Below are 17,572 nucleotides of genomic sequence, written 5' to 3'. Positions count from 1 at the left end.
AGCCGGCCTGACGCGGCTATGAGAGAAGTCTAGCCGGAAAGGCGGGGGAGCCCATGTCGATCAAGGCTGCAACCCAGGCAGTGCGCACCGCGCTCTTCTACGTGGTCTTTCTCGGCCAGACGGGCATCCTCGCCATTCTCGCCGGAACCGTGGGCATCCTCTTCGGGCGCACGCCGTTCGGCTGGGCCATCGCCCGCTTATGGTGCTGGTCCAATGTGCACTATCTGCATTTTCTCACCGGCATGGGCACCCATGTCGAGGGCGATGAACACATTCCGCCCGGCGGCTGCATCATCGCGTCCAAGCACCAGTCCGACTGGGACATCTTCGCGATCTTTCCCCATACCGGCCGCCCTGCCTATATCGCCAAGAAGGAGCTGATGCGCATTCCCTTCTTCGGTTGGGCCGCCCGCTCGCTCGACTGTATCGAGATCGACCGGCAGAAAGGGGCGCAGGCGATCCCGGCGATGATCAACCAGGCCCGCGACGCCATCGACCGGGGCTGTCGCATCGTGATCTATCCCGAGGGCACCCGCAAACCGGTGCTGGCCGATGCGGAATATCGCCAGGGCATCGTGCGCATGTATACCGCACTCAATGTTCCTGTGGTGCCGGTGGCCCTCAATTCCGGACTGTTCTGGGGTCGCAACAGTCTCATCATCTGGCCCGGCGTCGCCCGCGCCCGCTTCCTGCCGGCCATCGAGCCGGGCCTTGACCCCGAAACCTTCCGGTCCCGGCTGCATGACGCCATCGAAACCGAATCGAACCGGCTGACGCTCGAGGCCATCGACCAGGGCATAGGCCGCCCGCTCGATGACCGCCTGCGGGCCCGGCGTGATGCGCTGCGGGGCGCATAGACCCACTAGATATTGACGAACCACTCGAACACATCCACACATATAGCGTGTCGCTAGGGTGCAGCTTGACACTGCATAAAGTTTGTTCTAATTTTGTTCTTCTTCTGGGACGCAGGGGAACGGGAATATGGTGCATCGGGACAATCTTGGGCGCGGAGCCGTGCGCAAGGCCGGGCTGTCGCACTGGCAGGGCCAGTCGGGACGCGACTATGGCCTGAATGCGGAAAGCCTCGACGATTTCGCCATGCGGGAATCGGATCTCTACGTCATCGCCAAGGGCAGTCACGTGCTCTGGGTGGGGTCGACCGAGGACCTTGTTGCCGACCCGATGAGCCGGACGCGCTTCCGCGTCGCGCTGGACTGCGGCACCAATGTGTTCCGCATGGATGCCCCTGAAAACCGGCTCTCCACCATCTGGGACCTGGAACAGGCCGTGCCGGCCAGCGAGCCGGTGGCTCAGGCCGCCTGACCCTCGCCGGACGGCTGCTCCCCTTCTTCCTGAAGCTGCCGCGCCAGGGCCATGAGCGCCTTGTCCTCTATGCCCAGTTGCAGCAGGTGGGTGGCGGTATTGATCACATAATCCACATTGCGGCCGGAAATGCCGACGCCGGCCCGGATCATGGCCAGTTGCTGCTCAACGCTCAATGGCCCGGCGAATTGTTCATGGGCCTCATCGACCACATAGGTCAGCGCCCGCACGCGTCTTCCGTCGGCCAGCGCCACCGGCCGCCACACATCGCGATAGACCGAAGTGACCAGTTCGCGCGCATCGAGATAGGCCCGCACCTCATCCCAGGCGCTGGTGCAGACCTCGAACGCCATGCCGCGGCATGAGCCACCCCGCGTCAACCCGAACACGAGGCCCGGCGTGTCGCGGGTACCACGATGGTGGTGGGAAATGATCGAGAGCGAGCGGTGCGCCCCGCGCAACAGGCCAAGCTGCGCACTCAGGAATGAAAAGCCCGGATTCCAGATCAGGGACCCGTAGCCGAACACCCATCGCGTGTCCTGGCCGTCAGATATCGCGTCGTCATTGGTCATGCGCAACCACCTTCCCCGCTAGGCTAGCGAGCCCGACCATGCCGGGCAAGGGCATCGGGCGCCTGCCAGCTCATGCGGGGATATGTGGCTGGGCCGGGGCTCAATGCAAACCCGCTTCTGGCAAGGCGAGGCCCGGTCAGAACAAGGGTGCCAGCGCCGCGATGGGTACCAGGCCCGAGGAGAGCGTACCCCCGGCAAAGTTGAGCTGGTTCTTGTGGCGCCCGTCCTCGCCCGGCACGCCCAGCACCAGGGTGCGCCAGGGCTCTTCGAGATAGGGGCCGATGCGATCGGCGACACCGAGCGAATCGATGGCGATCGATCCGGTCGGATAGCCCTGGGCATCGAGCGCCAGCTCGCCGGTGGCGTTGAGGTCGGCGGTTCCGTCATTGGCGCGGACACCGACAATGCGCAATTGCCCACCGGCCTGCTGCCAGTCAGGCAGCAGCGGCACGGCGCCCCAGTTGCGGATGTCATCGGGCAGGGCGGTCAGTTCCACTTCCACCTCGGCATCGGTCGGAGCCAGGCCGATGCCCGGCACTTCGACCGCCTGGGCGCGCATATAGCCCGCCAACGCCGCTCGCCCCGCTTCGGGATCGTGCCGCTCCGGCATGTCGAGCAGATGCAGCTCCACCTGCGGCGCCCGGGCGATCTGGCTCTCCCCGAACAGCTGGTCCGTCCAGTCCAACTCGCTGGCAAGAATTGAAAGCCGGGCAATGCGCCAGTTCTCGAGGCGGAGGCTCGCCTCCAGGGCGCTCCAGGCGATATCCTGCCTGAGGCCGGTGAAGGCATCGGACAGGCGAGCCGGCCCTTGCGCCGAGGCCACGACATGGGTCGGACGCCAGACCATGACGCTGGCCCTTAGGCCGGGCACCTCGACCATCAGGTCTCCCGAGACGAGGCTGGCATTGGCGCAATCCACATCGAACCGGAACGGGAAGCCGCCGATATCGAGAGCGCCGCATTGCAGCTGCGGCGCCGTCTCGCCATCCGCCAGCGCCAGTGCTTCGACCTGCTGGCGAACCTGTGCAGCCAGGACAAACCAGGCCGCCGACCAGGCCAGGACGACAAGCAGGACGACGGTGCCAAGAATGATGATTCGCTTTTTCATGGAGCCTTCTTATCCTTGCCGGCCATGCTCAGCCACTCGAGCGTGGCTCCCATCATCCTGACCGCTTCAGTTGTGTCACCGGAGCGATTTGTGCCCAACGCGCCAGCCACTCGAGCACAGCTCTCATGGCCTTGACCGCTCAAATCGCTCCACTGGAGCGATTTGCCCTGCGGGACGCGGTCAAGCATCATCGCCGCCGCCATGCTCGCGCACGAAGGACGGTTCGGGGGCCGGTGGAGCCTCGTGCGGGCGGCCGAAATCGGGCGCGGCCGTTTCCTGCCCGGCATTGATGATCGAGCGGCGAATGGCGCGCGTGCGGGTGAACATGGCTTCGAGCGCCGCCCCATCGCCATTGCGGACCGCCCGCTGCAGCACCGAGAGGTCCTCGTTGAAGCGGCCCAGCATTTCGAGCACGGCGTCCTTGTTGGTGAGGAAGACGTCGCGCCACATGACCGGATCGGAGGCGGCGATGCGGGTAAAGTCGCGGAAGCCGGAAGCGGAAAACTTGATGACCTCGGACTGGGTGGCCGTTTCGAGATCGGCCACCGTGCCCACGATATTGTAGGCGATGAGGTGAGGAATGTGGCTGGTAATGGCGAGCACCATGTCATGATGGGCTGCGTCCATGCATTCCACCATCGAGCCCATGACCTGCCAGAAGGCAACGAGCTTGTCAGTGTCGGCCTGCGGCACGCCCGTCGTGGGGGTCAGCACACACCAGCGCCCGGCAAACAGCTCGGCAAAGCCGGCCGAAGGCCCTGAATGCTCGGTGCCGGCGATGGGATGGCCGGGAATGAAGCTGATGCCCGCCGGCACATGCGGGCCAACGACCTTGACGACATGTTCCTTGACCGAGCCGACATCGGACAGGATCGCGCCCTGTTCCAGATGCGGCCCGATCGCCGCGGCCAGGGCCCCATAGGCGCCGACCGGCGCGCAGAGAATGACCAGGTCGGCCCCGCGCACGGCTTCGGCGGCATCAAGCGTATAGATATCGCCCAGCTCGAGCGCGCGCGCTTCATCGAGCGTTTCCTGGCGGCGGGTGGCAATGGAGATGACCTCCACCAGGCCCTGTCGCCGTGCCGCCAGTGCGATGGACGAGCCGATCAGGCCGATGCCGATCAGGGCGAGCTTGCGGAAATGCACACTCATTGGGCGCCCTCCATGGATTTGAGCACCTCGGCGACGCCGCGCATCGCCTCTTCCGAACCGATCGAGATCCTGAGGCCGTTGTGGATGCCGTAGGACGCACCGATCTCGCGCACGATATAGCCCGCCGCTGCCAGTGTTTCGAAGGCCCTGGCCGCCAGTTCCGGCGTTTCGAACAGCACCATCACGAAATTGGCCTGGCTGGGAATGACCCGCATGCGGTTGGACTGCAATTGGGCCGTCAGCCAGTCGCGCCATTGCGCATTATGGGCCTTAAGGCGCTGGTTGAAGGCAATGTCGCGCGTGGCGGCAGCCCCGGCCAGTTGCGCGGGCAGGTTGACGTTGAACGGCCCGCGGATGCGGTTGATCGCATCCACGACATGGCCCGGCCCCACCATCCAGCCGATGCGGGCGGCGGCCAGTCCCATCTTGGAGAAGGTACGCACCATGACGACATTTTCGTGGGCCTCGACCAGGTCCAGCCCCACCGAATAGTCGGCAGCGGTCACATATTCGGCATAGGCACTGTCAATGACGAGGAGAATGTCGGGCCGGAGGCCGGCATGCAGCCGCGCCACTTCGGCCACCGACAGATAGGTGCCGGTGGGATTGTTGGGATTGGCGAGCCAGACGATGCGGGTGCGCGGCGTGATGGCGGCCAGCAGCGCATCGACATTGGCGGTGTAGTCCACCTCGTCGACCGTCACGATCTCGGCGCCGGCGGCCTTGGTGATAATCGGATAGACCGAGAAGCCATAGCGGTTCATGACTGCTTCGTCGCCATGGCCCAGATAGGTCTGCGCCAGCAGGTGCAACAGATCGTCCGAGCCATTGCCGCAGACTATGGCGTTAGGGTCGATGCCATGCACTTCGCCCAGGGCTTCGCGCAACAGGCGGGACGAACCCTCGGGATAGATTTCGAGGTGATCGGCAGCAGCAGCGAACGCCGCCACCGCCTGAGGGCTGGCGCCAAGCGGGGATTCATTGGCCGAAAGCTTGATTGCCTTGCTGCCGGGCGCACCGGACTTGCCGGGCAGATAGGGCGCAATATCGAGGATTCCGGGCTGCGGTATTGGACGCTTTTGATCGGACATCTGAGATTTCTAACCGGCAGGAAAAGCCGCGCGGACCATAGTGAAAGCCGGCCCCGATGGCAAAGCCTCTCTGCTCGCGCCAGCGTCAATATCCGCCCGGCCCTTCGCCGGGGGATTTGCCCTATCGGGCCGGCTCGAGCATGGGCCTACTAGACCAGCAAATCGACTTCGGCACCGTTGACCGGGGGTTCGGCGGGCTTGGTGGTGGGGAGGGGGGACGCGGCATTGTCCGCCTGGGCCTGCATCATCTCGCCGCGCAGGCGCGCGACTTCGAGCAGATGGCCCGATTGCGGCACGTTCTTGTCATAGACGATGCGGTTGATCATGACGGATGGGGCAATGCCGATGCCGGTTCCCGTCGCCATTGGCTCAGGCCTGCTTGTCGACCTTGAGACCCTGGCCCGGGGGCGGGGCGCTCAGCGCGGTCTGCATCAGGGAATTGAGCAGGTCGGCCTGCATCTCATGAGCCTTCTTGAAGACCGCGATCTGCACGGAATTCTGCGTCATCGCGGTGCGCGCCGTCAGCAAGTTCGTGGAGAGGTCGGTGTTCAAGGGGCCGGTCCTGGCACATTGCGGGTGCCACGACACTAGTTAAGCCGGGTTAACGCTTTGTTGGCTCGGGCGGAGAAATTGTCCTCAAAGGCGGGTCAACGCCCGCCCCAGAGGGGAACGCTGCGACGCTTGAGGAGTGGCGCCAGCACGAGTCCGGCGGCAAACCCGCCCAGATGGGCCCACCAGGCGACGGGCTCGTCCGAGCCGATGACCACATAGAAGAGTTGGGTGGCGATCCAGAAACCGAGCATCCAGAAAGCCGGAACGGGCAGGGGGATCAGCCAGACGATGCGGGCGAGCACGAAGACCCGGGCATGAGGATAGAGCACGATATAGGCGCCCATGACCCCGGCCACGGCGCCCGAGGCGCCGATCAGCGGGCCATTGCCTTGGAGGTTGAACAGCAAATGGGCCAGGGCCGCACAGACCGCGCAGGCGAGGTAGAAGACGAGAAATTTCGTGTGCCCCAGTGCGTCCTCGATATTGTCGCCGAAGACCCAGAGGAACAGCATGTTGGTGAGCATGTGCAGCCAGTCGGCATGGAGGAACGCGTAGGTGACCAGGTTCGCCCAGTCGGGCAGCCAGGCCACAGGCTGCGGATAGAGGTCGCGCACCACGATGGGGACCATGCCGAAATCGATGGTTGCCTGGTCGAAGGCCGCCGGTGGCAGGGCCGACTGGACGAGAAAGACCAGCGCCGTCACCGCCATCAGCCCGTAGGTGACGACGGGGAATTTCACATGGCGAATCGGATTGGTGTCGTGCAGGGGCAGGAACATCGTGTGGCGCTCTCCCGTGCCCCGTCGCCGGTCAGCGATCAGTCGGCCTTCTTGACGTCACCATAATTGCCCGGAACCCACAAGACGTCCTTGCTGCCATTGGCATTGGCGACGCGCCCGAGCACGAATAGCAGGTCGGAGAGGCGGTTGAGATAGCGCAGGGCCTCGGGGCTGGTGTCGGGCTCGACCTCGACCAGGGCCGCGACCAGCCGCTCGGCGCGGCGGGTGACGGTACGGGCAAGGTGCAGGGCCGTCGAGAGCGGCGTGCCACCGGGCAGGATGAAGCTGGTGAGCGGGGCCAGATCGGCATTGAAATGGTCGATCTGGCGTTCCAGCCAGTCGGTCTGCACCGGGCGCACGCGCAGGCTGGGATATTGCGCATCCGGATCGTCGGCGCCGGGCGTCGCGAGGTCCGAGCCGACATCGAAAAGGTCGTTCTGGATGCGCGCCAGCACCGTATCGATGCGGGGCTGGGTGGTGGTCGAGAGCCGCGCCTGGCCGACAAAGGCATTGGCTTCCTCGGTGGTGCCATAGGCCTCGACGCGCAGATCGTGCTTGGAGCGACGGGGGCCGCGCACGAGCCCGGTGGTGCCATCGTCACCGGTGCGTGTGTAGATCTTGTTGAGCTTCACCATGGCCGCCCGCCTCCCTCAAATCGCTGTTCTGCGTGCTGGTTTCAGCCCTGGCCGCGCCCGAACAGGAACAGGGCGCCCAGCAGCAGCGCCAGCGCCACGGCCTGGCCGATGACGCGCAGGCGCATCAGGCGCTGGCTGGTATTGCCGGGGCCGCCCTTGAGCATGTTCCAAAGGCCCATGCCGAGCACGATAACGACGAAAAGCAGCGCCAGGGCGATGCCGATATTGAACAGGGTCTGCATGTCAGCCTTAACGGATGGAGGACGCGATTGGATCGCCGGATATATAGGCGGTGAGGCCGTCCGCTACAGCATCATAGATGGCACGGATTCGGTGCGAGGTGAACAATTCCCTGTGCGTGGTCAGCCAGATCGGCAGCGGCGGGATGGCGAGATCGATGGGCAGGATCACCAGGCCCGGGGTGCGGCGCGCCAGGTTTTGCTGAGCAAACCCTATGCCCATGCCAGCCTTGAGCAGCTCCCACAAATGGGTCTGGTCGTCGGACCGCACCATGAAATGGTCGCGGGTGATATTGAAACCGAGCGCCCGGGCATGGGCGATGATAGCATCGGACCGGTCGAAACCGAGAATGTCGTGGGCCCAGAGTTCGGCGACGCTGGTCGGCCGGCCGCGGCGGGCCAGGTAGCGTTCATGGGCCACCGGAACCAGCGGAATATCGCCCAGATGCCGTGTGACCAGTTCGAGCTGGGTGGGACGGAACATGCGTATGGCGATGTCGGCTTCCCGCATCAGCAGGTTCTCGGCCGAATCGGAAGGGACTGTCTCGATGGCGATGCGTGGGTGGAGCGTGCGGGCGGTGGCGAGAATGTCGGGCAGGACATAATTGGAGATCATGGTGCTGGCAGTCAGCCGCACCGTGCCGCCACTTTCGTCTTGCGCCCCGGCGGCGAGGATGGCCGCCTCGGCCAGCGCGGCCTGGGCGGACTTGATGGGTTCATAGAGGCGCAGGGCAGTGGGGTTGGGCTTGAGGCCGGTTAGGCTGCGCTCGAAGAGGCTCAAGCCCAGATCGGCCTCCAGCGTTTCGATATGCCTGCCCACTGTCGGCTGGCTGAGCCCGAGATGGCGGGCCGCCCCCGAAAGCGAGCCTTCGGAAATGACCGCGGCAAAGCTGCGCCAGAGCGCCCAATCCGGCTCCCTATTCATTTGTGAATATCAAACCCAGAAATACGGCCAATCGATATTCATCAGTGTATCGACGATCTTGGGCTCCGGCAAGAGCGTGATCGGCAAGCGGGTCACGCCAGGACAAGTGCAAGGAGCAATGAGATGTCCAAGGGCAAGGTGACGGTGCTGGGCAGCAATGGCCATATCGGCAATGCGGCGATGATCGCGTTTCGCGACGCAGGCTGGACGGTGACAGGACTGGGACGCGCCAATCGGCGGCCGGTGGCCGGCACGGCTTTCGTGGCGGGCGACGCCGATGAGGTGGCGGTGGTCCGCGCGGCGATCGCCGATGCTGACATCGTCTTTCAGGGCCTGCATCTGCCTTACGACCAGTGGGGCAATGGCCGGGCGGAAAGGCAGCTTCAGGTGGTGCTCGATGCCATGGGCTCTTCGGGCAAGACGCTGCTCTTTCCGGGAACCATCTACAATTACCGCGCCAGCGACCGCGCGATCGCGCCAGGCTTGCGCCAGAGCGCGGAGAAGCCGCGCGGGGACATTCGCATCCGGCTTGAACAGATGCTGCAGGCAGCGGCAGAATCTGGAAATATCCGGGTGATCATCCTCCGTGCTGGCGACTTCTACGGTCCGGGCAATCGCGACGACTGGTACGATGCGGCCATGTTCATGAATTTCGCCAGGGGGACGATCCACCATATGGGCGACCTCCAGACCCGCCACAGCTGGGCCTATCTGCCCGATCTGGCACGGGCCTTTGCAGTGGTCGCGGAACAGCGCGACGGGTTCGGGCGGTTCGAGAATTTCCACTTTGCCGGGCACTGGGTGAACCATGGACAGATCATGGCGGCGATCCAGTCGGGACTGGGCCGCCGGCTGAAGGTGGCGCCGCTGCCCTGGTGGATGCTGCGGGCCATGGGCCTGGTCAATCCGGTGATGCGCGACATCTATCGCATGCGCTATCTCTGGCTCAACGAGATGGAACTGGTCGATCCACGGCTCGATGCGCTGCTGGGCCCCGGTTTCGGGACGCCGTTCGAGGCGGCCGTGGCGGCAACCGTTACCGAATTGGTGGCCGCGAAACACACCGCAGCCCGCAAGGCAGCGTGAACGGAGGGCGCAGGATGACGGACATGATCGCCTGGCAGCGGGTCGAGGGGGCGCTGGTCTTCGGCGCGAGCCTGGTGCTCTTTGCCCTCGCCGGCGCCGACCTGCCCTGGTGGGCGGCGCTGGTGCTGTTCTTTGCGCCTGACCTGAGCTTTGCCGCCTATGGGCTCGGACCGCGGATCGGGGCGCGGGTGTATAATTTCGTGCATGTCTATGCCTTTGGCGTGGTCCTGCTGGCCCTGGGCGGGCTCGTCGCTTCGCCAATCCTCGCGGCGCTGGGAGCGCTCTGGCTGGGGCATTCCGGCTTCGACCGCCTCATGGGCTATGGTCTCAAATCCGAAAGCTCTTTCCAGGACACGCATCTGGGGCGGATCGGGAAGAAGCGCTAGAGCGCCTTCCGCAAAAGTGGACACCACTTTTGCGGTTCGAAAGCGCGGCAAAACAAAGAGATAGAGCTCCCGTTCTGAGTCAATCAGAACGGGAATTGCTCAAGAACCCCACCGCCCGTCGAACATCTTCGGGCGTCCATCCCTGGGCGCGCAGATCCCTGAGGCTTTGCGAGCCCTTCGACTTGGCGAGCTTCTCTCCGTCGTCGCCGAGCAGCAGGCGATGGAAATGGTAATAGGGCGTGGGCAGGCCGAGCAGCATCTGCAGCAGCACATGGATATCGGTGGCCGCTTCAAGGTCGCGGCCGCGGGTGACATGGGTAATCCCCTGGTCGGCGTCATCGACCACGATGCTCAGGTGATAGCTGGTGGGCGTGTCCTTGCGCTGCAGCACCACGTCGCCCCAGCGTCCGGGACGGGCATAGCGGATTTGCGGCCGGTCGAGAATGGTGGGACCGATGACCGAAAAGGTCAGCATGCCGGTGCGCTCAAGCGCGCGCTCGGTGTCGAGCCGGAACTGCACCGGATCGCCGCGCTCCAGCCTTTCGATGCGGTCCGCATTGCTCAGATGCCTGCAGGTGCCGGGATAGAGCGGGGCGCCATCGGGGTCGGTGCCGATGGCATTTTCGGCGATTTCGGCGCGGGAGCAGAAGCAGGGATAGAGGAGGTCCATGTCACGCAACCGGTTGGCTGCCGCGGCATAGATGTCGAAGCGTTCGGACTGGACCAGCACGGGCTCGGGCCAGGAGAGGCCCAGCCAATCGAGGTCCTCGAAGATGGCTTGGGTAAATTCGGGTTTACAGCGGGCGGTGTCGATGTCTTCGATGCGCAAAAGCGCCGTGCCGTCCAGTTGCGCGGCCGCCTGCCAGGTCGCCAGAGCCGAGAGGGCATGGCCGAGATGGAGAAAACCATTGGGGCTGGGCGCAAAGCGAAGCAGGGGTTGGGTCATGAACCGGAACGGAATGGGTTTTGAACGGCAATAGCATTTCGGCCTCGCCCGGAACACCGGCTATCGACACCCCCGAGGGTGTCGCTTGGCATCTAGAGGCGCTCATCAGCCTGCAACCGCATCTGGCGCCTATGCTCGAGACCGTTGGCACCGTGCTGCCACGCGTCAATCCCAAAGGCTTTGCCGGCATGGCCAAGGTCATTTGCGGGCAGCAGATCTCGGTCGCCAGTGCCGCAGCTATCTGGGGACGCTACAGCGCCATTCCGGGATCGCTCGAACCGGCAGGCTATCTCGATCTGACTGAGGAAACCGTGCGGGCCTCGGGCTTTTCGCGCGGCAAATACCAGACCCTTCGCGCCGTGGCCCAAGCCATCGCCGCGGGTGAGCTGGACCTTGACCACATCGACAGCCTCCCCGCCGAAGAGGCCATCGGCCAGCTGGTGGCGCTCAAGGGCATCGGACCCTGGACGGCCGAGGTCTATCTCCTGTTCTGCGCCGGGCATCCCGACATCTTTCCCGCAGGTGATCTGGCGCTGCTCAAGGCCGCCCATCACGGCCTCGGGCTTGACGCCCGTCCAAGCATCAAGGAGATGATCGGGCTGGCGCAGGACTGGTCTCCGCATCGCTCGGCCGCGGCCCTGCTGTTCTGGCGCTATTTCGCGGCGCTCAAGCAAAGGGAATCCAGCCTGCTATGACGACCAAGCTTTCCGGCCCGATGCTCGCCCCCGCCAATGGGCAGGCGCCCGATGCCGCCGTGGTCCTGCTGCATGGCTATGGCAGCGACGGCAATGACCTGATCGGACTGGCGCCGCATTGGCAGCCCCTGCTGCCCGGCGCGCTGTTCGTGTCGCCCCATGCGCCCATCGGCACGCCCATGGGCGGCTATCAGTGGTTCCCCATAGACTGGACCGGCGACCGCCTGGCCAGCCGCCAGACCGGTGTCGTCAATGCGCGCCCAGTGCTGGTGGATTTTCTCAACGACCTCTGGACCCAGACGACGATCACCCCCGATCGCACTCTGCTTACCGGCTTCAGTCAGGGCGCGATGATGGCCTTGCATGTGGGCACATCTCTGCCGGCCGCGCAGAGCTTGATGGGCATTATCGGATTTTCGGGGGCCTTCCTGGCGCCGGAGGGGTTTGGCGGGGACGCTCTGGCCCGGCCTCCGATCTGTCTTATTCACGGCGACCAGGACGACGTGGTCGATCCCAACCACAGTGCCGAGGCCGAGAGTGTGCTCAGCCATGCCGGGTTCGACGTGCATTATCATGTCAGCCGCGGCGTGGCCCACGGCATTGCCCCCGACGGGCTGGCCTTTGCCAGTGAGTTCATCGCCCGGGTCAGCGAAAAATAAGCCTGTCGCCCCCGCTTCACACGCCCGACACAAAGGGCTTAGTATAAAGGGGCTATGGACTTACGCGATTCCCGTTTCGGGAGACTCAAGTGACTATCCATGTGTCGCCTGAGGCTTGTCCCGCCCTTGTGCTGAACGCCGATTTCCGGCCGCTCAGTTACTATCCGCTATCCTTGTGGTCGTGGCAGGACGCCATCAAGGCGGTGTGCCTGGACCGGGTGAACATCGTTTCGCACTACGACACGGTCATCCATTCGCCCAGCTTCGAAATGCGGCTGCCCAGCGTCGTGTCGCTGCGCGATTATGTGAAGCCGGCGCGGCATCCGGCCTTCACCCGCTTCAACGTCTTCCTGCGCGACCGCTTCCAGTGCCAGTATTGCGGGTCAACCCATGATCTGACCTTCGATCATGTCATCCCCCGCTCCAAGGGCGGGCTGACCACCTGGGAGAATGTCGTGGCGGCCTGCGCGCCCTGTAATCTCAGGAAGGCCAACCGGCTGCCGAGCGAGATCAAGATGTTCCCGCATCAGAAGCCCTATGCGCCGAGTGTGCATGACCTGCACAATAATGGCCGGGCCTTCCCGCCCAACCATCTGCACCAGAGCTGGCTCGACTATCTCTATTGGGACATCGAACTGGAGCCGTGAGGGCGGGGCAGCGCGCCTCGCGCATACCTTGCGGCAATATCGGTCAATAACTATTATTGAATCTCCGGATAATGGAGGTTCGCCATGGCTATCAGCGCCGATCTGGGCGAAGTGCTCGAAAAGGTCGTCAATGACCTGGTCGAAAACGGCCGCTACAATTCCAAGAGCGAAGTCCTGCGTGAAGGCGTCCGTCTGGTGCAGGAGCGTGAAGCGCGGCTGCGGGAGTTGGAGGCAAGCCTCGAAGCGGCTCAGGTCGAGGCTGAAAGGGACGGCTGGCTCGATGCGGAAGCGGTTTTTGACGAACTGAAGGCGCGGTACGCCACCGGGCGAAAAACGGCCTGATGCGGGTCGTCTTCTCGCCCAAGGCTTTGCGAGACCTGTGCGCGATCGGTGATTTCATCGGCCTTGAAAATGCCAGTCGAGCTGCAACATTCGTTGCAGAGTTGGAGCTGGCCTGCAGGTCGCTGAGCAGCGAAAGCATGCGCTATGCACTCTTGGAAAAGCCCAAGGGCTATCGGCGAATGCCCATCGGCAACTACTTGGTGCTCTACCAAGTCACTGCCAGCGACGTTCGGGTTGTCCGCGTGATCCACGCGGCAAGGGATATGAACGAGCTGGACCTCTAGCCCTTGCGCCGCGCGTGAAACAGCATCGCGCCCAGCAGCAGCACAACAATGGCTGCCGAAATCAGGGCGTTGTACCCGGCCAAGGAAAGTCCGAGAAAGCGGAACTGCACGACGTCGCAGCCGATGACGCGCTGCATGTCGTTGAGCGCGTCGAGCGAAAAGCTCTCACCCACACCAGTGCAGGCGGTCGGGCCGGGCCAGAACCCCCATTCGACGCCCGAGTGATAGCCGCCCAAATAGGCGCCCCAGGCAAAGAGCGCAGCCACGATGCCCATGGCCAGGTACCAGACCGGTAGCGGCAGGCGGTTCCACAGGATCAGGACCAAGGCCAGGAGCGGCAGGCCCCAGTAATAGGGCAAGCGCTGTTCGAGGCAGAGTTCGCAGGGCTGCAGCCCGCCGATGAATTGCGAGCCCAGTGCGCCCAGGATGGTGGCAAGGCCGAGAACAAAGGCCAGGCCGGCGGCGATCTTGTCATAGGGGCGGGCAGGGGTCATGGCGGGAACTCGATGTGACGCTGTGATGGGCAAGGCCAATAGGGGCAGGATCGGGCAAAATCCAGCAGCAAACGTGTCTGTGATCAATCGTCCGGCAGCGTGAGGCCGAGGGCCTGCCGCAGGGCAATGGCATTGGCGGGAGCGTGTAATTTGTCCTCGTGGACGAAATAGGCGAAGACGTCGCGACAGGCACTGCGCCAGCCATTAATGGTTTCGGCCCAATCCTTGATGTCGGCCTCGGCATAGCCATCGGCATCGGGACGGGCCGGGCCCTGCAGGCGGCAATAGGCGAAGTCGGCAGTCAGGTCGCGCGCCGGATGCTCGGCAGTGTCGGCAATGACCCGGGCGATATTGTGCTGCTTGAGCAGGGCGTTGACCTCGGGCGTGTCGAAGCTCTTGTGCCGCGGCTCTATGGCATGGCGGATGCGGGAGACGCCACTGGCGTCCAGAAACGGCTCCTGCCTGGCCGCATCGGCCCGACCGGCCAGAGTAAGGTAGCTCTCCACATCCGTGGGCAGGAGGTCGAGAAAGGCCGGAAAGCTTTCCGGGTCGAATGCCAGGTTGGGCGGCAATTGCCAGACGAAGGGGCCGAGCCTGCTACCCAGGGCGAGGGGGCCGGAAGCGAAAAAATTGGCCAATGGCTCGGCGCAATTCTTGAGCCGCTTGATATGGGTCACCAATTGCGGGCCCTTGACCGAGAACTGGAAGCCATCGGGCGTCTCACCGGCCCAGCGGGCGAAGCTCGCCGGTTTCTGGTTGGCCCTGAAGGTGGCGTTGATTTCGATACTGGTCAGGCGGCTGGCGGCGTAGGCCAGCTCCTTTTTCTGCACGAGGCCTTGCGGAAAGAAGGTGCCGCGCCAGGGTTCGAAAACCCAGCCGGCGGTGCCGGTCCTGACCGTTCCAATGGTGCTCATGCCATCCTCCCAAGTTGGCCAGCTTGGCCGGGCGGGCCGGACTTGGCAATGGCGCGGGCCCGCATCAGGGCGGTAATCTTTTTTTGCCGCATTTGGGTGCATGGTGAACGCGACGTTTCGAAGGGCCCGCCGCTTGCGCCGTACCACCATCGCTTCTGTGACCGCCGCCATCCTGGTGGGCCTGGAACCGGCCTCTGCGCTGGCCTGCGAGGGGCTGCGCATGGTCCGGGGCGGGCTGGTCACGCAGGTTACCGACGGGGATACGGTGGTGCTTGATTCGGGGCAGGTCGTGCGCATGATCGGCACCCAGGCGCCAAAACTGCCGCTGGGGCGAGACGGGTTTGCGGCCTGGCCGCTGGCATCCGAAGCCAAGGCCGAGCTGGAAAGGCTGGCGCTCAACAAGCAGGTCAGTCTGGGTTACGGCGGCGAAGAGATCGACCGCTATGATCGCGCCCTGGCTCATCTGTTTGTCGAGGACGGCGAAGGCGCCCCCGTCTGGGCCCAGCTCCATATGGTCCAGCAGGGGCTGGCGCGGGTCTACTCGTTTCCGGATAACCGGCAATGCCTTGATCAACTCTTCGCGGGCGAAGCCCAGGCACGCGTGGAGCGGCTTGGAATCTGGGCCGATCCCTATTACAGCGTGCGTGCGGCGGATCGTCCCTCCCAATTGCTGGAGCGGGCGGGGAATTACGAGCTGGTCGAAGGCCGGGTGCTGCTGGCTGACCGAAGCGGCTCGCGGATCTATCTCAATTTCGGCCGGTTCTGGAAGGAAGACTTCACCGTGGTGATCGAAGCCCCGGCGCTGAGGCTCTTCAGCCAGGACGGGCTTGATCCGCTGACGCTGGACGGCGCGCTGGTTCGCGTGCGCGGATGGGTGGACGACCGGGATGGTCCGCGCATCGAGGTCACCCATCCCGAGCAGATCGAGGTTCTGGCGAGGCAATGACCGCGCAATTGGGCAAAAGCGTATTGCGGATCGGGGTCCTGGCCGTCAGCCTGCTGGCGCTGTCAGCCTGCACCTCGTTGATGGGTTCCAGCATCAATGTTGCGCGCACGGGCGACAATCCCGCCCCGGCGGTCGTGCCCGAGGGCACGGACCCGGACGATGCGGTGCTGGGCCTGCGCGAGCATCCGCGCATCATTGCGGCCTATGGCGGCGTCTATGAGGACCGGCAGGCCGAAATCATGGTGGCCCGTATCGTCGGACGCCTCCTGGCCGCGGCAAACCAGCCCAATGCCAAGTTCCAGGTGACCATTCTCGATACGTCCGAAGTCAACGCCTTCGCGCTGCCCGGGGGCTATATCTATGTCACGCGGGGCATCCTGGCCCTGGCCTCCGACACCAGCGAGCTGGCAGCCGTGCTGGCCCACGAAATCGCCCATGTCACCCTGCGCCATGCGCGGGCGCGGACCGATCGCACGCGGCAGACGCAAATCGTGGATCGGGTCATTACCGGCATTTTCGGCGGCGACACCTCGAGCGACGCCACCGCCAACCGCACGCGCGAGCAATTGGCCGCGTTCAGCCAGAACCAGGAGCTCGAGGCCGACAAGGAAGGCATCAAGTTCGCCGGCAAGGCGGGCTATGATCCGCAGGCAGCGGCCCGTTTCCTGGGGGTGATGAGCCGCTTCGCCGCGTTTTCGGCGGGCGCCAGCAGCGGCAATGACGGTTTCCTGTCCTCGCACCCCTCGACACCGGCACGCATCGAGACGGCGCTGAGCACGGCGCGCGGCATGTTCGGATCGACCGAAATCGGCGAGACGGACCGGGATGCCTATCTCGCAGCCATTTCGGGCCTCAGCTTCGGGGACAGCCCGGCGCAGGGTTCGATCGTGGGCCAGCGCTTCATCCACCCGGCCAACAAGTTCACCTTCACCGTGCCGCAGGGCTATACGCTGCAGACCTCGCAGAGCGCGGTGGTGGGCGTGGCCGGAGATGGGGAGGCCGTGCGCTTCGACAGTGCGCAGGTCCAGCCCAACATGTCGCTGACCGACTACCTCAAATCGGGCTGGATCGCCGGGCTCAAGGCCGACACGGTGACCGCGCAGAGCTTTAACGGCCTCGACATGGCCTCGGGCCTGGCCCAGACCGACCAGTGGTTCTTCCGCGTCGCGGTGATCCGGCTTGATGGCGATGTCTATCGCTTCATCTTTGCCGCCAAGAGCGACAGCCCGCGCTTCCGGCAGGGGGCCGAGGCCACCATCGAGAGCTTCCGGCGCACCAATGCCAGCGATCTGAGCCAGATCCGCCAGCTTTCCATTCGCCTCGTCACGGCACGCCCGGGCGACACGGCGGACCGGCTGGCCCAGCAGATGGCCAATATTTCAGGTGCGCGTGACTTGTTCTATATCCTGAACGATCTCTATCCGGGTGACCCGGTGGTCGCCGGGGAGCGCTACAAGGTCGTGGCCCGGCCCTGAGGCAAGGCGGCTAGAGCGCTTTCAGCAAAAGTGGACACCACTTTTTATGGTTCGAAAGCGTGACAAAACAAAGAGATAGAGCTCCCGTTCTGAGTCTATTCAGAACGGGAATTGCTTTAGAGCCGATCGACCGAATTGTCGATGGCGCCGACGGCACCGGTCGAGCCCGAGCCAAACATGTTGGCAACGCCGTCACCCACGAGGGTGAAGCTGGCGACCAGGGCTACGGCGATGAGCGTGCCGAGCAAGGCATATTCGATGGCAGTGGCACCGCTTTCATCGGCGGCAAAGCGCCTCACAATCTGCCTCAGCATGGTCG

25 protein-coding genes are annotated in these 17,572 nt (G+C 64.3%); 11 read left to right on the top strand and 14 right to left on the bottom strand.

Features of this window, described 5'->3' with window-relative positions; all coding sequences use genetic code 11:
- The first annotated feature begins 53 nt into the window (after window positions 1–53).
- Window positions 54–857 carry a lysophospholipid acyltransferase family protein gene (locus K1X15_RS17995; protein ID WP_220304953.1) on the top strand — a complete coding sequence of 268 codons (804 nt, stop codon included), beginning with the start codon at window positions 54–56 and terminating at the stop codon, window positions 855–857.
- Window positions 858–984: 127 nt separating this feature from the next.
- Window positions 985–1,326, top strand: a complete 342-nt coding sequence (locus K1X15_RS17990; protein WP_220304952.1) for a hypothetical protein — start codon at window positions 985–987, stop codon at window positions 1,324–1,326.
- On the opposite strand, the gene K1X15_RS17985 is transcribed toward K1X15_RS17990, so the two are convergent.
- The 10 genes from K1X15_RS17985 to K1X15_RS17940 form a co-directional block, all read right to left on the bottom strand.
- The gene (locus tag K1X15_RS17985; RefSeq protein WP_220304951.1) at window positions 1,314–1,898 is read right to left on the bottom strand and encodes a gamma-glutamylcyclotransferase; all 585 of its coding nucleotides are present in this window, start codon (window positions 1,896–1,898) and stop codon (window positions 1,314–1,316) included. The two genes, K1X15_RS17990 and K1X15_RS17985, sit on opposite strands and share 13 nt — an antisense overlap.
- A 136-nt stretch (window positions 1,899–2,034) precedes the next feature.
- Window positions 2,035–3,006: a DUF2125 domain-containing protein gene (locus K1X15_RS17980; RefSeq protein WP_220304950.1), complete on the bottom strand. Its 972-nt coding sequence runs from the start codon at window positions 3,004–3,006 to the stop codon at window positions 2,035–2,037.
- Between the two features lie 180 nt (window positions 3,007–3,186).
- Window positions 3,187–4,158: a prephenate/arogenate dehydrogenase family protein gene (locus K1X15_RS17975; protein WP_220304949.1), complete on the bottom strand. Its 972-nt coding sequence runs from the start codon at window positions 4,156–4,158 to the stop codon at window positions 3,187–3,189.
- Window positions 4,155–5,249, bottom strand: a complete 1,095-nt coding sequence (gene hisC / locus K1X15_RS17970) for a histidinol-phosphate transaminase (RefSeq protein ID WP_220304948.1) — start codon at window positions 5,247–5,249, stop codon at window positions 4,155–4,157. Before hisC ends, K1X15_RS17975 begins: the two co-directional genes overlap by 4 nt.
- Before the next feature lie 149 nt (window positions 5,250–5,398).
- Complete coding sequence (locus K1X15_RS17965; protein WP_220304947.1) at window positions 5,399–5,614, bottom strand: hypothetical protein; 216 nt, start codon at window positions 5,612–5,614, stop codon at window positions 5,399–5,401.
- A 4-nt stretch (window positions 5,615–5,618) separates the two neighbouring features.
- Window positions 5,619–5,801: a putative motility protein gene (locus tag K1X15_RS17960; protein ID WP_220304946.1), complete on the bottom strand. Its 183-nt coding sequence runs from the start codon at window positions 5,799–5,801 to the stop codon at window positions 5,619–5,621.
- 95 nt (window positions 5,802–5,896) lie between these two features.
- Entirely contained in the window at window positions 5,897–6,580 is a 684-nt protein-coding gene (locus K1X15_RS17955; protein ID WP_220304945.1) for a rhomboid family intramembrane serine protease, read from the bottom strand.
- Window positions 6,581–6,618: 38 nt separating this feature from the next.
- On the bottom strand, window positions 6,619–7,215 hold the full coding sequence (locus tag K1X15_RS17950; protein WP_220304944.1) for a cob(I)yrinic acid a,c-diamide adenosyltransferase: 597 nt from the start codon (window positions 7,213–7,215) through the stop codon (window positions 6,619–6,621).
- A gap of 41 nt (window positions 7,216–7,256) precedes the next feature.
- A complete protein-coding gene (locus K1X15_RS17945) occupies window positions 7,257–7,457 on the bottom strand; it encodes a twin transmembrane helix small protein (RefSeq protein WP_220304943.1) in 201 nt (66 codons plus the stop codon).
- A gap of 7 nt (window positions 7,458–7,464) precedes the next feature.
- Window positions 7,465–8,379, bottom strand: a complete 915-nt coding sequence (locus K1X15_RS17940) for a LysR family transcriptional regulator (protein WP_220304942.1) — start codon at window positions 8,377–8,379, stop codon at window positions 7,465–7,467.
- Between the two features lie 123 nt (window positions 8,380–8,502).
- Between K1X15_RS17940 and K1X15_RS17935 the strand changes: the two genes are divergently transcribed.
- Both K1X15_RS17935 and K1X15_RS17930 read left to right on the top strand, forming a co-directional pair.
- Entirely contained in the window at window positions 8,503–9,465 is a 963-nt protein-coding gene (locus K1X15_RS17935; protein ID WP_220304941.1) for an NAD-dependent epimerase/dehydratase family protein, read from the top strand.
- 14 nt (window positions 9,466–9,479) lie between these two features.
- On the top strand, window positions 9,480–9,851 hold the full coding sequence (locus K1X15_RS17930) for a DUF4260 domain-containing protein (protein ID WP_220304940.1): 372 nt from the start codon (window positions 9,480–9,482) through the stop codon (window positions 9,849–9,851).
- A 79-nt stretch (window positions 9,852–9,930) separates the two neighbouring features.
- Here K1X15_RS17930 and gluQRS read toward each other — a convergent pair whose 3' ends face one another.
- The gene (gene gluQRS, locus K1X15_RS17925) at window positions 9,931–10,797 is read right to left on the bottom strand and encodes a tRNA glutamyl-Q(34) synthetase GluQRS (RefSeq protein ID WP_220304939.1); all 867 of its coding nucleotides are present in this window, start codon (window positions 10,795–10,797) and stop codon (window positions 9,931–9,933) included.
- Between the two features lie 20 nt (window positions 10,798–10,817).
- On the opposite strand from gluQRS, the gene K1X15_RS17920 reads away from it, so the two are divergent.
- The 5 genes from K1X15_RS17920 to K1X15_RS17900 all read left to right on the top strand — a co-directional run bounded on the left by K1X15_RS17920 (window position 10,818) and on the right by K1X15_RS17900 (window position 13,424).
- Window positions 10,818–11,492, top strand: coding sequence for a DNA-3-methyladenine glycosylase family protein (locus K1X15_RS17920; RefSeq protein ID WP_240549548.1), 675 nt, complete (start codon window positions 10,818–10,820; stop codon window positions 11,490–11,492).
- The gene (locus tag K1X15_RS17915; protein ID WP_220304938.1) at window positions 11,489–12,151 is read left to right on the top strand and encodes an alpha/beta hydrolase; all 663 of its coding nucleotides are present in this window, start codon (window positions 11,489–11,491) and stop codon (window positions 12,149–12,151) included. The genes K1X15_RS17920 and K1X15_RS17915 overlap by 4 nt, the downstream gene beginning before the upstream one ends.
- 89 nt (window positions 12,152–12,240) lie before the next feature.
- The gene (locus K1X15_RS17910; RefSeq protein WP_220304937.1) at window positions 12,241–12,798 is read left to right on the top strand and encodes an HNH endonuclease; all 558 of its coding nucleotides are present in this window, start codon (window positions 12,241–12,243) and stop codon (window positions 12,796–12,798) included.
- 84 nt (window positions 12,799–12,882) lie between these two features.
- Window positions 12,883–13,140, top strand: a complete 258-nt coding sequence (locus K1X15_RS17905; protein ID WP_220304936.1) for a type II toxin-antitoxin system ParD family antitoxin — start codon at window positions 12,883–12,885, stop codon at window positions 13,138–13,140.
- Window positions 13,140–13,424 carry a type II toxin-antitoxin system RelE/ParE family toxin gene (locus K1X15_RS17900; RefSeq protein ID WP_220304935.1) on the top strand — a complete coding sequence of 95 codons (285 nt, stop codon included), beginning with the start codon at window positions 13,140–13,142 and terminating at the stop codon, window positions 13,422–13,424. Before K1X15_RS17905 ends, K1X15_RS17900 begins: the two co-directional genes overlap by 1 nt.
- Here the strand turns inward: K1X15_RS17900 and K1X15_RS17895 are convergent.
- Window positions 13,421–13,918, bottom strand: a complete 498-nt coding sequence (locus tag K1X15_RS17895; RefSeq protein ID WP_220304934.1) for a disulfide bond formation protein B — start codon at window positions 13,916–13,918, stop codon at window positions 13,421–13,423. The two genes, K1X15_RS17900 and K1X15_RS17895, sit on opposite strands and share 4 nt — an antisense overlap.
- Window positions 13,919–14,001: 83 nt before the next feature.
- A complete protein-coding gene (locus K1X15_RS17890; protein WP_220304933.1) occupies window positions 14,002–14,832 on the bottom strand; it encodes a DUF72 domain-containing protein in 831 nt (276 codons plus the stop codon).
- Between the two features lie 133 nt (window positions 14,833–14,965).
- Between K1X15_RS17890 and K1X15_RS17885 the strand changes: the two genes are divergently transcribed.
- Window positions 14,966–15,778, top strand: coding sequence for a thermonuclease family protein (locus K1X15_RS17885; protein ID WP_240549547.1), 813 nt, complete (start codon window positions 14,966–14,968; stop codon window positions 15,776–15,778).
- Window positions 15,775–17,253 (top strand): M48 family metalloprotease, encoded by a 1,479-nt coding sequence (locus K1X15_RS17880; protein WP_220304931.1) that lies wholly within the window; start codon window positions 15,775–15,777, stop codon window positions 17,251–17,253. Before K1X15_RS17885 ends, K1X15_RS17880 begins: the two co-directional genes overlap by 4 nt.
- A 116-nt stretch (window positions 17,254–17,369) precedes the next feature.
- On the opposite strand, the gene K1X15_RS17875 is transcribed toward K1X15_RS17880, so the two are convergent.
- A complete protein-coding gene (locus tag K1X15_RS17875; RefSeq protein WP_220304930.1) occupies window positions 17,370–17,567 on the bottom strand; it encodes a Flp family type IVb pilin in 198 nt (65 codons plus the stop codon).
- Window positions 17,568–17,572 lie beyond the last annotated feature (5 nt).

Source organism: Devosia salina, assembly GCF_019504385.1.
GTDB classification, from domain to species: domain Bacteria; phylum Pseudomonadota; class Alphaproteobacteria; order Rhizobiales; family Devosiaceae; genus Devosia; species Devosia salina.
The sequence above is the reverse complement of the archived record's forward strand: the minus strand, read 5'-3'. Positions and strand labels throughout refer to the sequence as shown.

Excerpts from the sequence above, each read along its gene's own strand:
- K1X15_RS17995 (WP_220304953.1), top strand. The coding sequence starts at position 54 with ATGTCGATCAAGGCTGCAACCCAGGCAGTGCGCACCGCGCTCTTCTAC.
- K1X15_RS17990 (WP_220304952.1), top strand. The coding sequence starts at position 985 with ATGGTGCATCGGGACAATCTTGGGCGCGGAGCCGTGCGCAAGGCCGGG.
- K1X15_RS17985 (WP_220304951.1), bottom strand. The coding sequence starts at position 1,898 with ATGACCAATGACGACGCGATATCTGACGGCCAGGACACGCGATGGGTG.
- K1X15_RS17980 (WP_220304950.1), bottom strand. The coding sequence starts at position 3,006 with ATGAAAAAGCGAATCATCATTCTTGGCACCGTCGTCCTGCTTGTCGTC.
- K1X15_RS17975 (WP_220304949.1), bottom strand. The coding sequence starts at position 4,158 with ATGAGTGTGCATTTCCGCAAGCTCGCCCTGATCGGCATCGGCCTGATC.
- hisC (WP_220304948.1), bottom strand. The coding sequence starts at position 5,249 with ATGTCCGATCAAAAGCGTCCAATACCGCAGCCCGGAATCCTCGATATT.
- K1X15_RS17965 (WP_220304947.1), bottom strand. The coding sequence starts at position 5,614 with ATGGCGACGGGAACCGGCATCGGCATTGCCCCATCCGTCATGATCAAC.
- K1X15_RS17955 (WP_220304945.1), bottom strand. The coding sequence starts at position 6,580 with ATGTTCCTGCCCCTGCACGACACCAATCCGATTCGCCATGTGAAATTC.
- K1X15_RS17950 (WP_220304944.1), bottom strand. The coding sequence starts at position 7,215 with ATGGTGAAGCTCAACAAGATCTACACACGCACCGGTGACGATGGCACC.
- K1X15_RS17945 (WP_220304943.1), bottom strand. The coding sequence starts at position 7,457 with ATGCAGACCCTGTTCAATATCGGCATCGCCCTGGCGCTGCTTTTCGTC.
- K1X15_RS17940 (WP_220304942.1), bottom strand. The coding sequence starts at position 8,379 with ATGAATAGGGAGCCGGATTGGGCGCTCTGGCGCAGCTTTGCCGCGGTC.
- K1X15_RS17935 (WP_220304941.1), top strand. The coding sequence starts at position 8,503 with ATGTCCAAGGGCAAGGTGACGGTGCTGGGCAGCAATGGCCATATCGGC.
- K1X15_RS17930 (WP_220304940.1), top strand. The coding sequence starts at position 9,480 with ATGACGGACATGATCGCCTGGCAGCGGGTCGAGGGGGCGCTGGTCTTC.
- gluQRS (WP_220304939.1), bottom strand. The coding sequence starts at position 10,797 with ATGACCCAACCCCTGCTTCGCTTTGCGCCCAGCCCCAATGGTTTTCTC.
- K1X15_RS17915 (WP_220304938.1), top strand. The coding sequence starts at position 11,489 with ATGACGACCAAGCTTTCCGGCCCGATGCTCGCCCCCGCCAATGGGCAG.
- K1X15_RS17905 (WP_220304936.1), top strand. The coding sequence starts at position 12,883 with ATGGCTATCAGCGCCGATCTGGGCGAAGTGCTCGAAAAGGTCGTCAAT.
- K1X15_RS17900 (WP_220304935.1), top strand. The coding sequence starts at position 13,140 with ATGCGGGTCGTCTTCTCGCCCAAGGCTTTGCGAGACCTGTGCGCGATC.
- K1X15_RS17895 (WP_220304934.1), bottom strand. The coding sequence starts at position 13,918 with ATGACCCCTGCCCGCCCCTATGACAAGATCGCCGCCGGCCTGGCCTTT.
- K1X15_RS17890 (WP_220304933.1), bottom strand. The coding sequence starts at position 14,832 with ATGAGCACCATTGGAACGGTCAGGACCGGCACCGCCGGCTGGGTTTTC.
- K1X15_RS17880 (WP_220304931.1), top strand. The coding sequence starts at position 15,775 with ATGACCGCGCAATTGGGCAAAAGCGTATTGCGGATCGGGGTCCTGGCC.
- K1X15_RS17875 (WP_220304930.1), bottom strand. The coding sequence starts at position 17,567 with ATGCTGAGGCAGATTGTGAGGCGCTTTGCCGCCGATGAAAGCGGTGCC.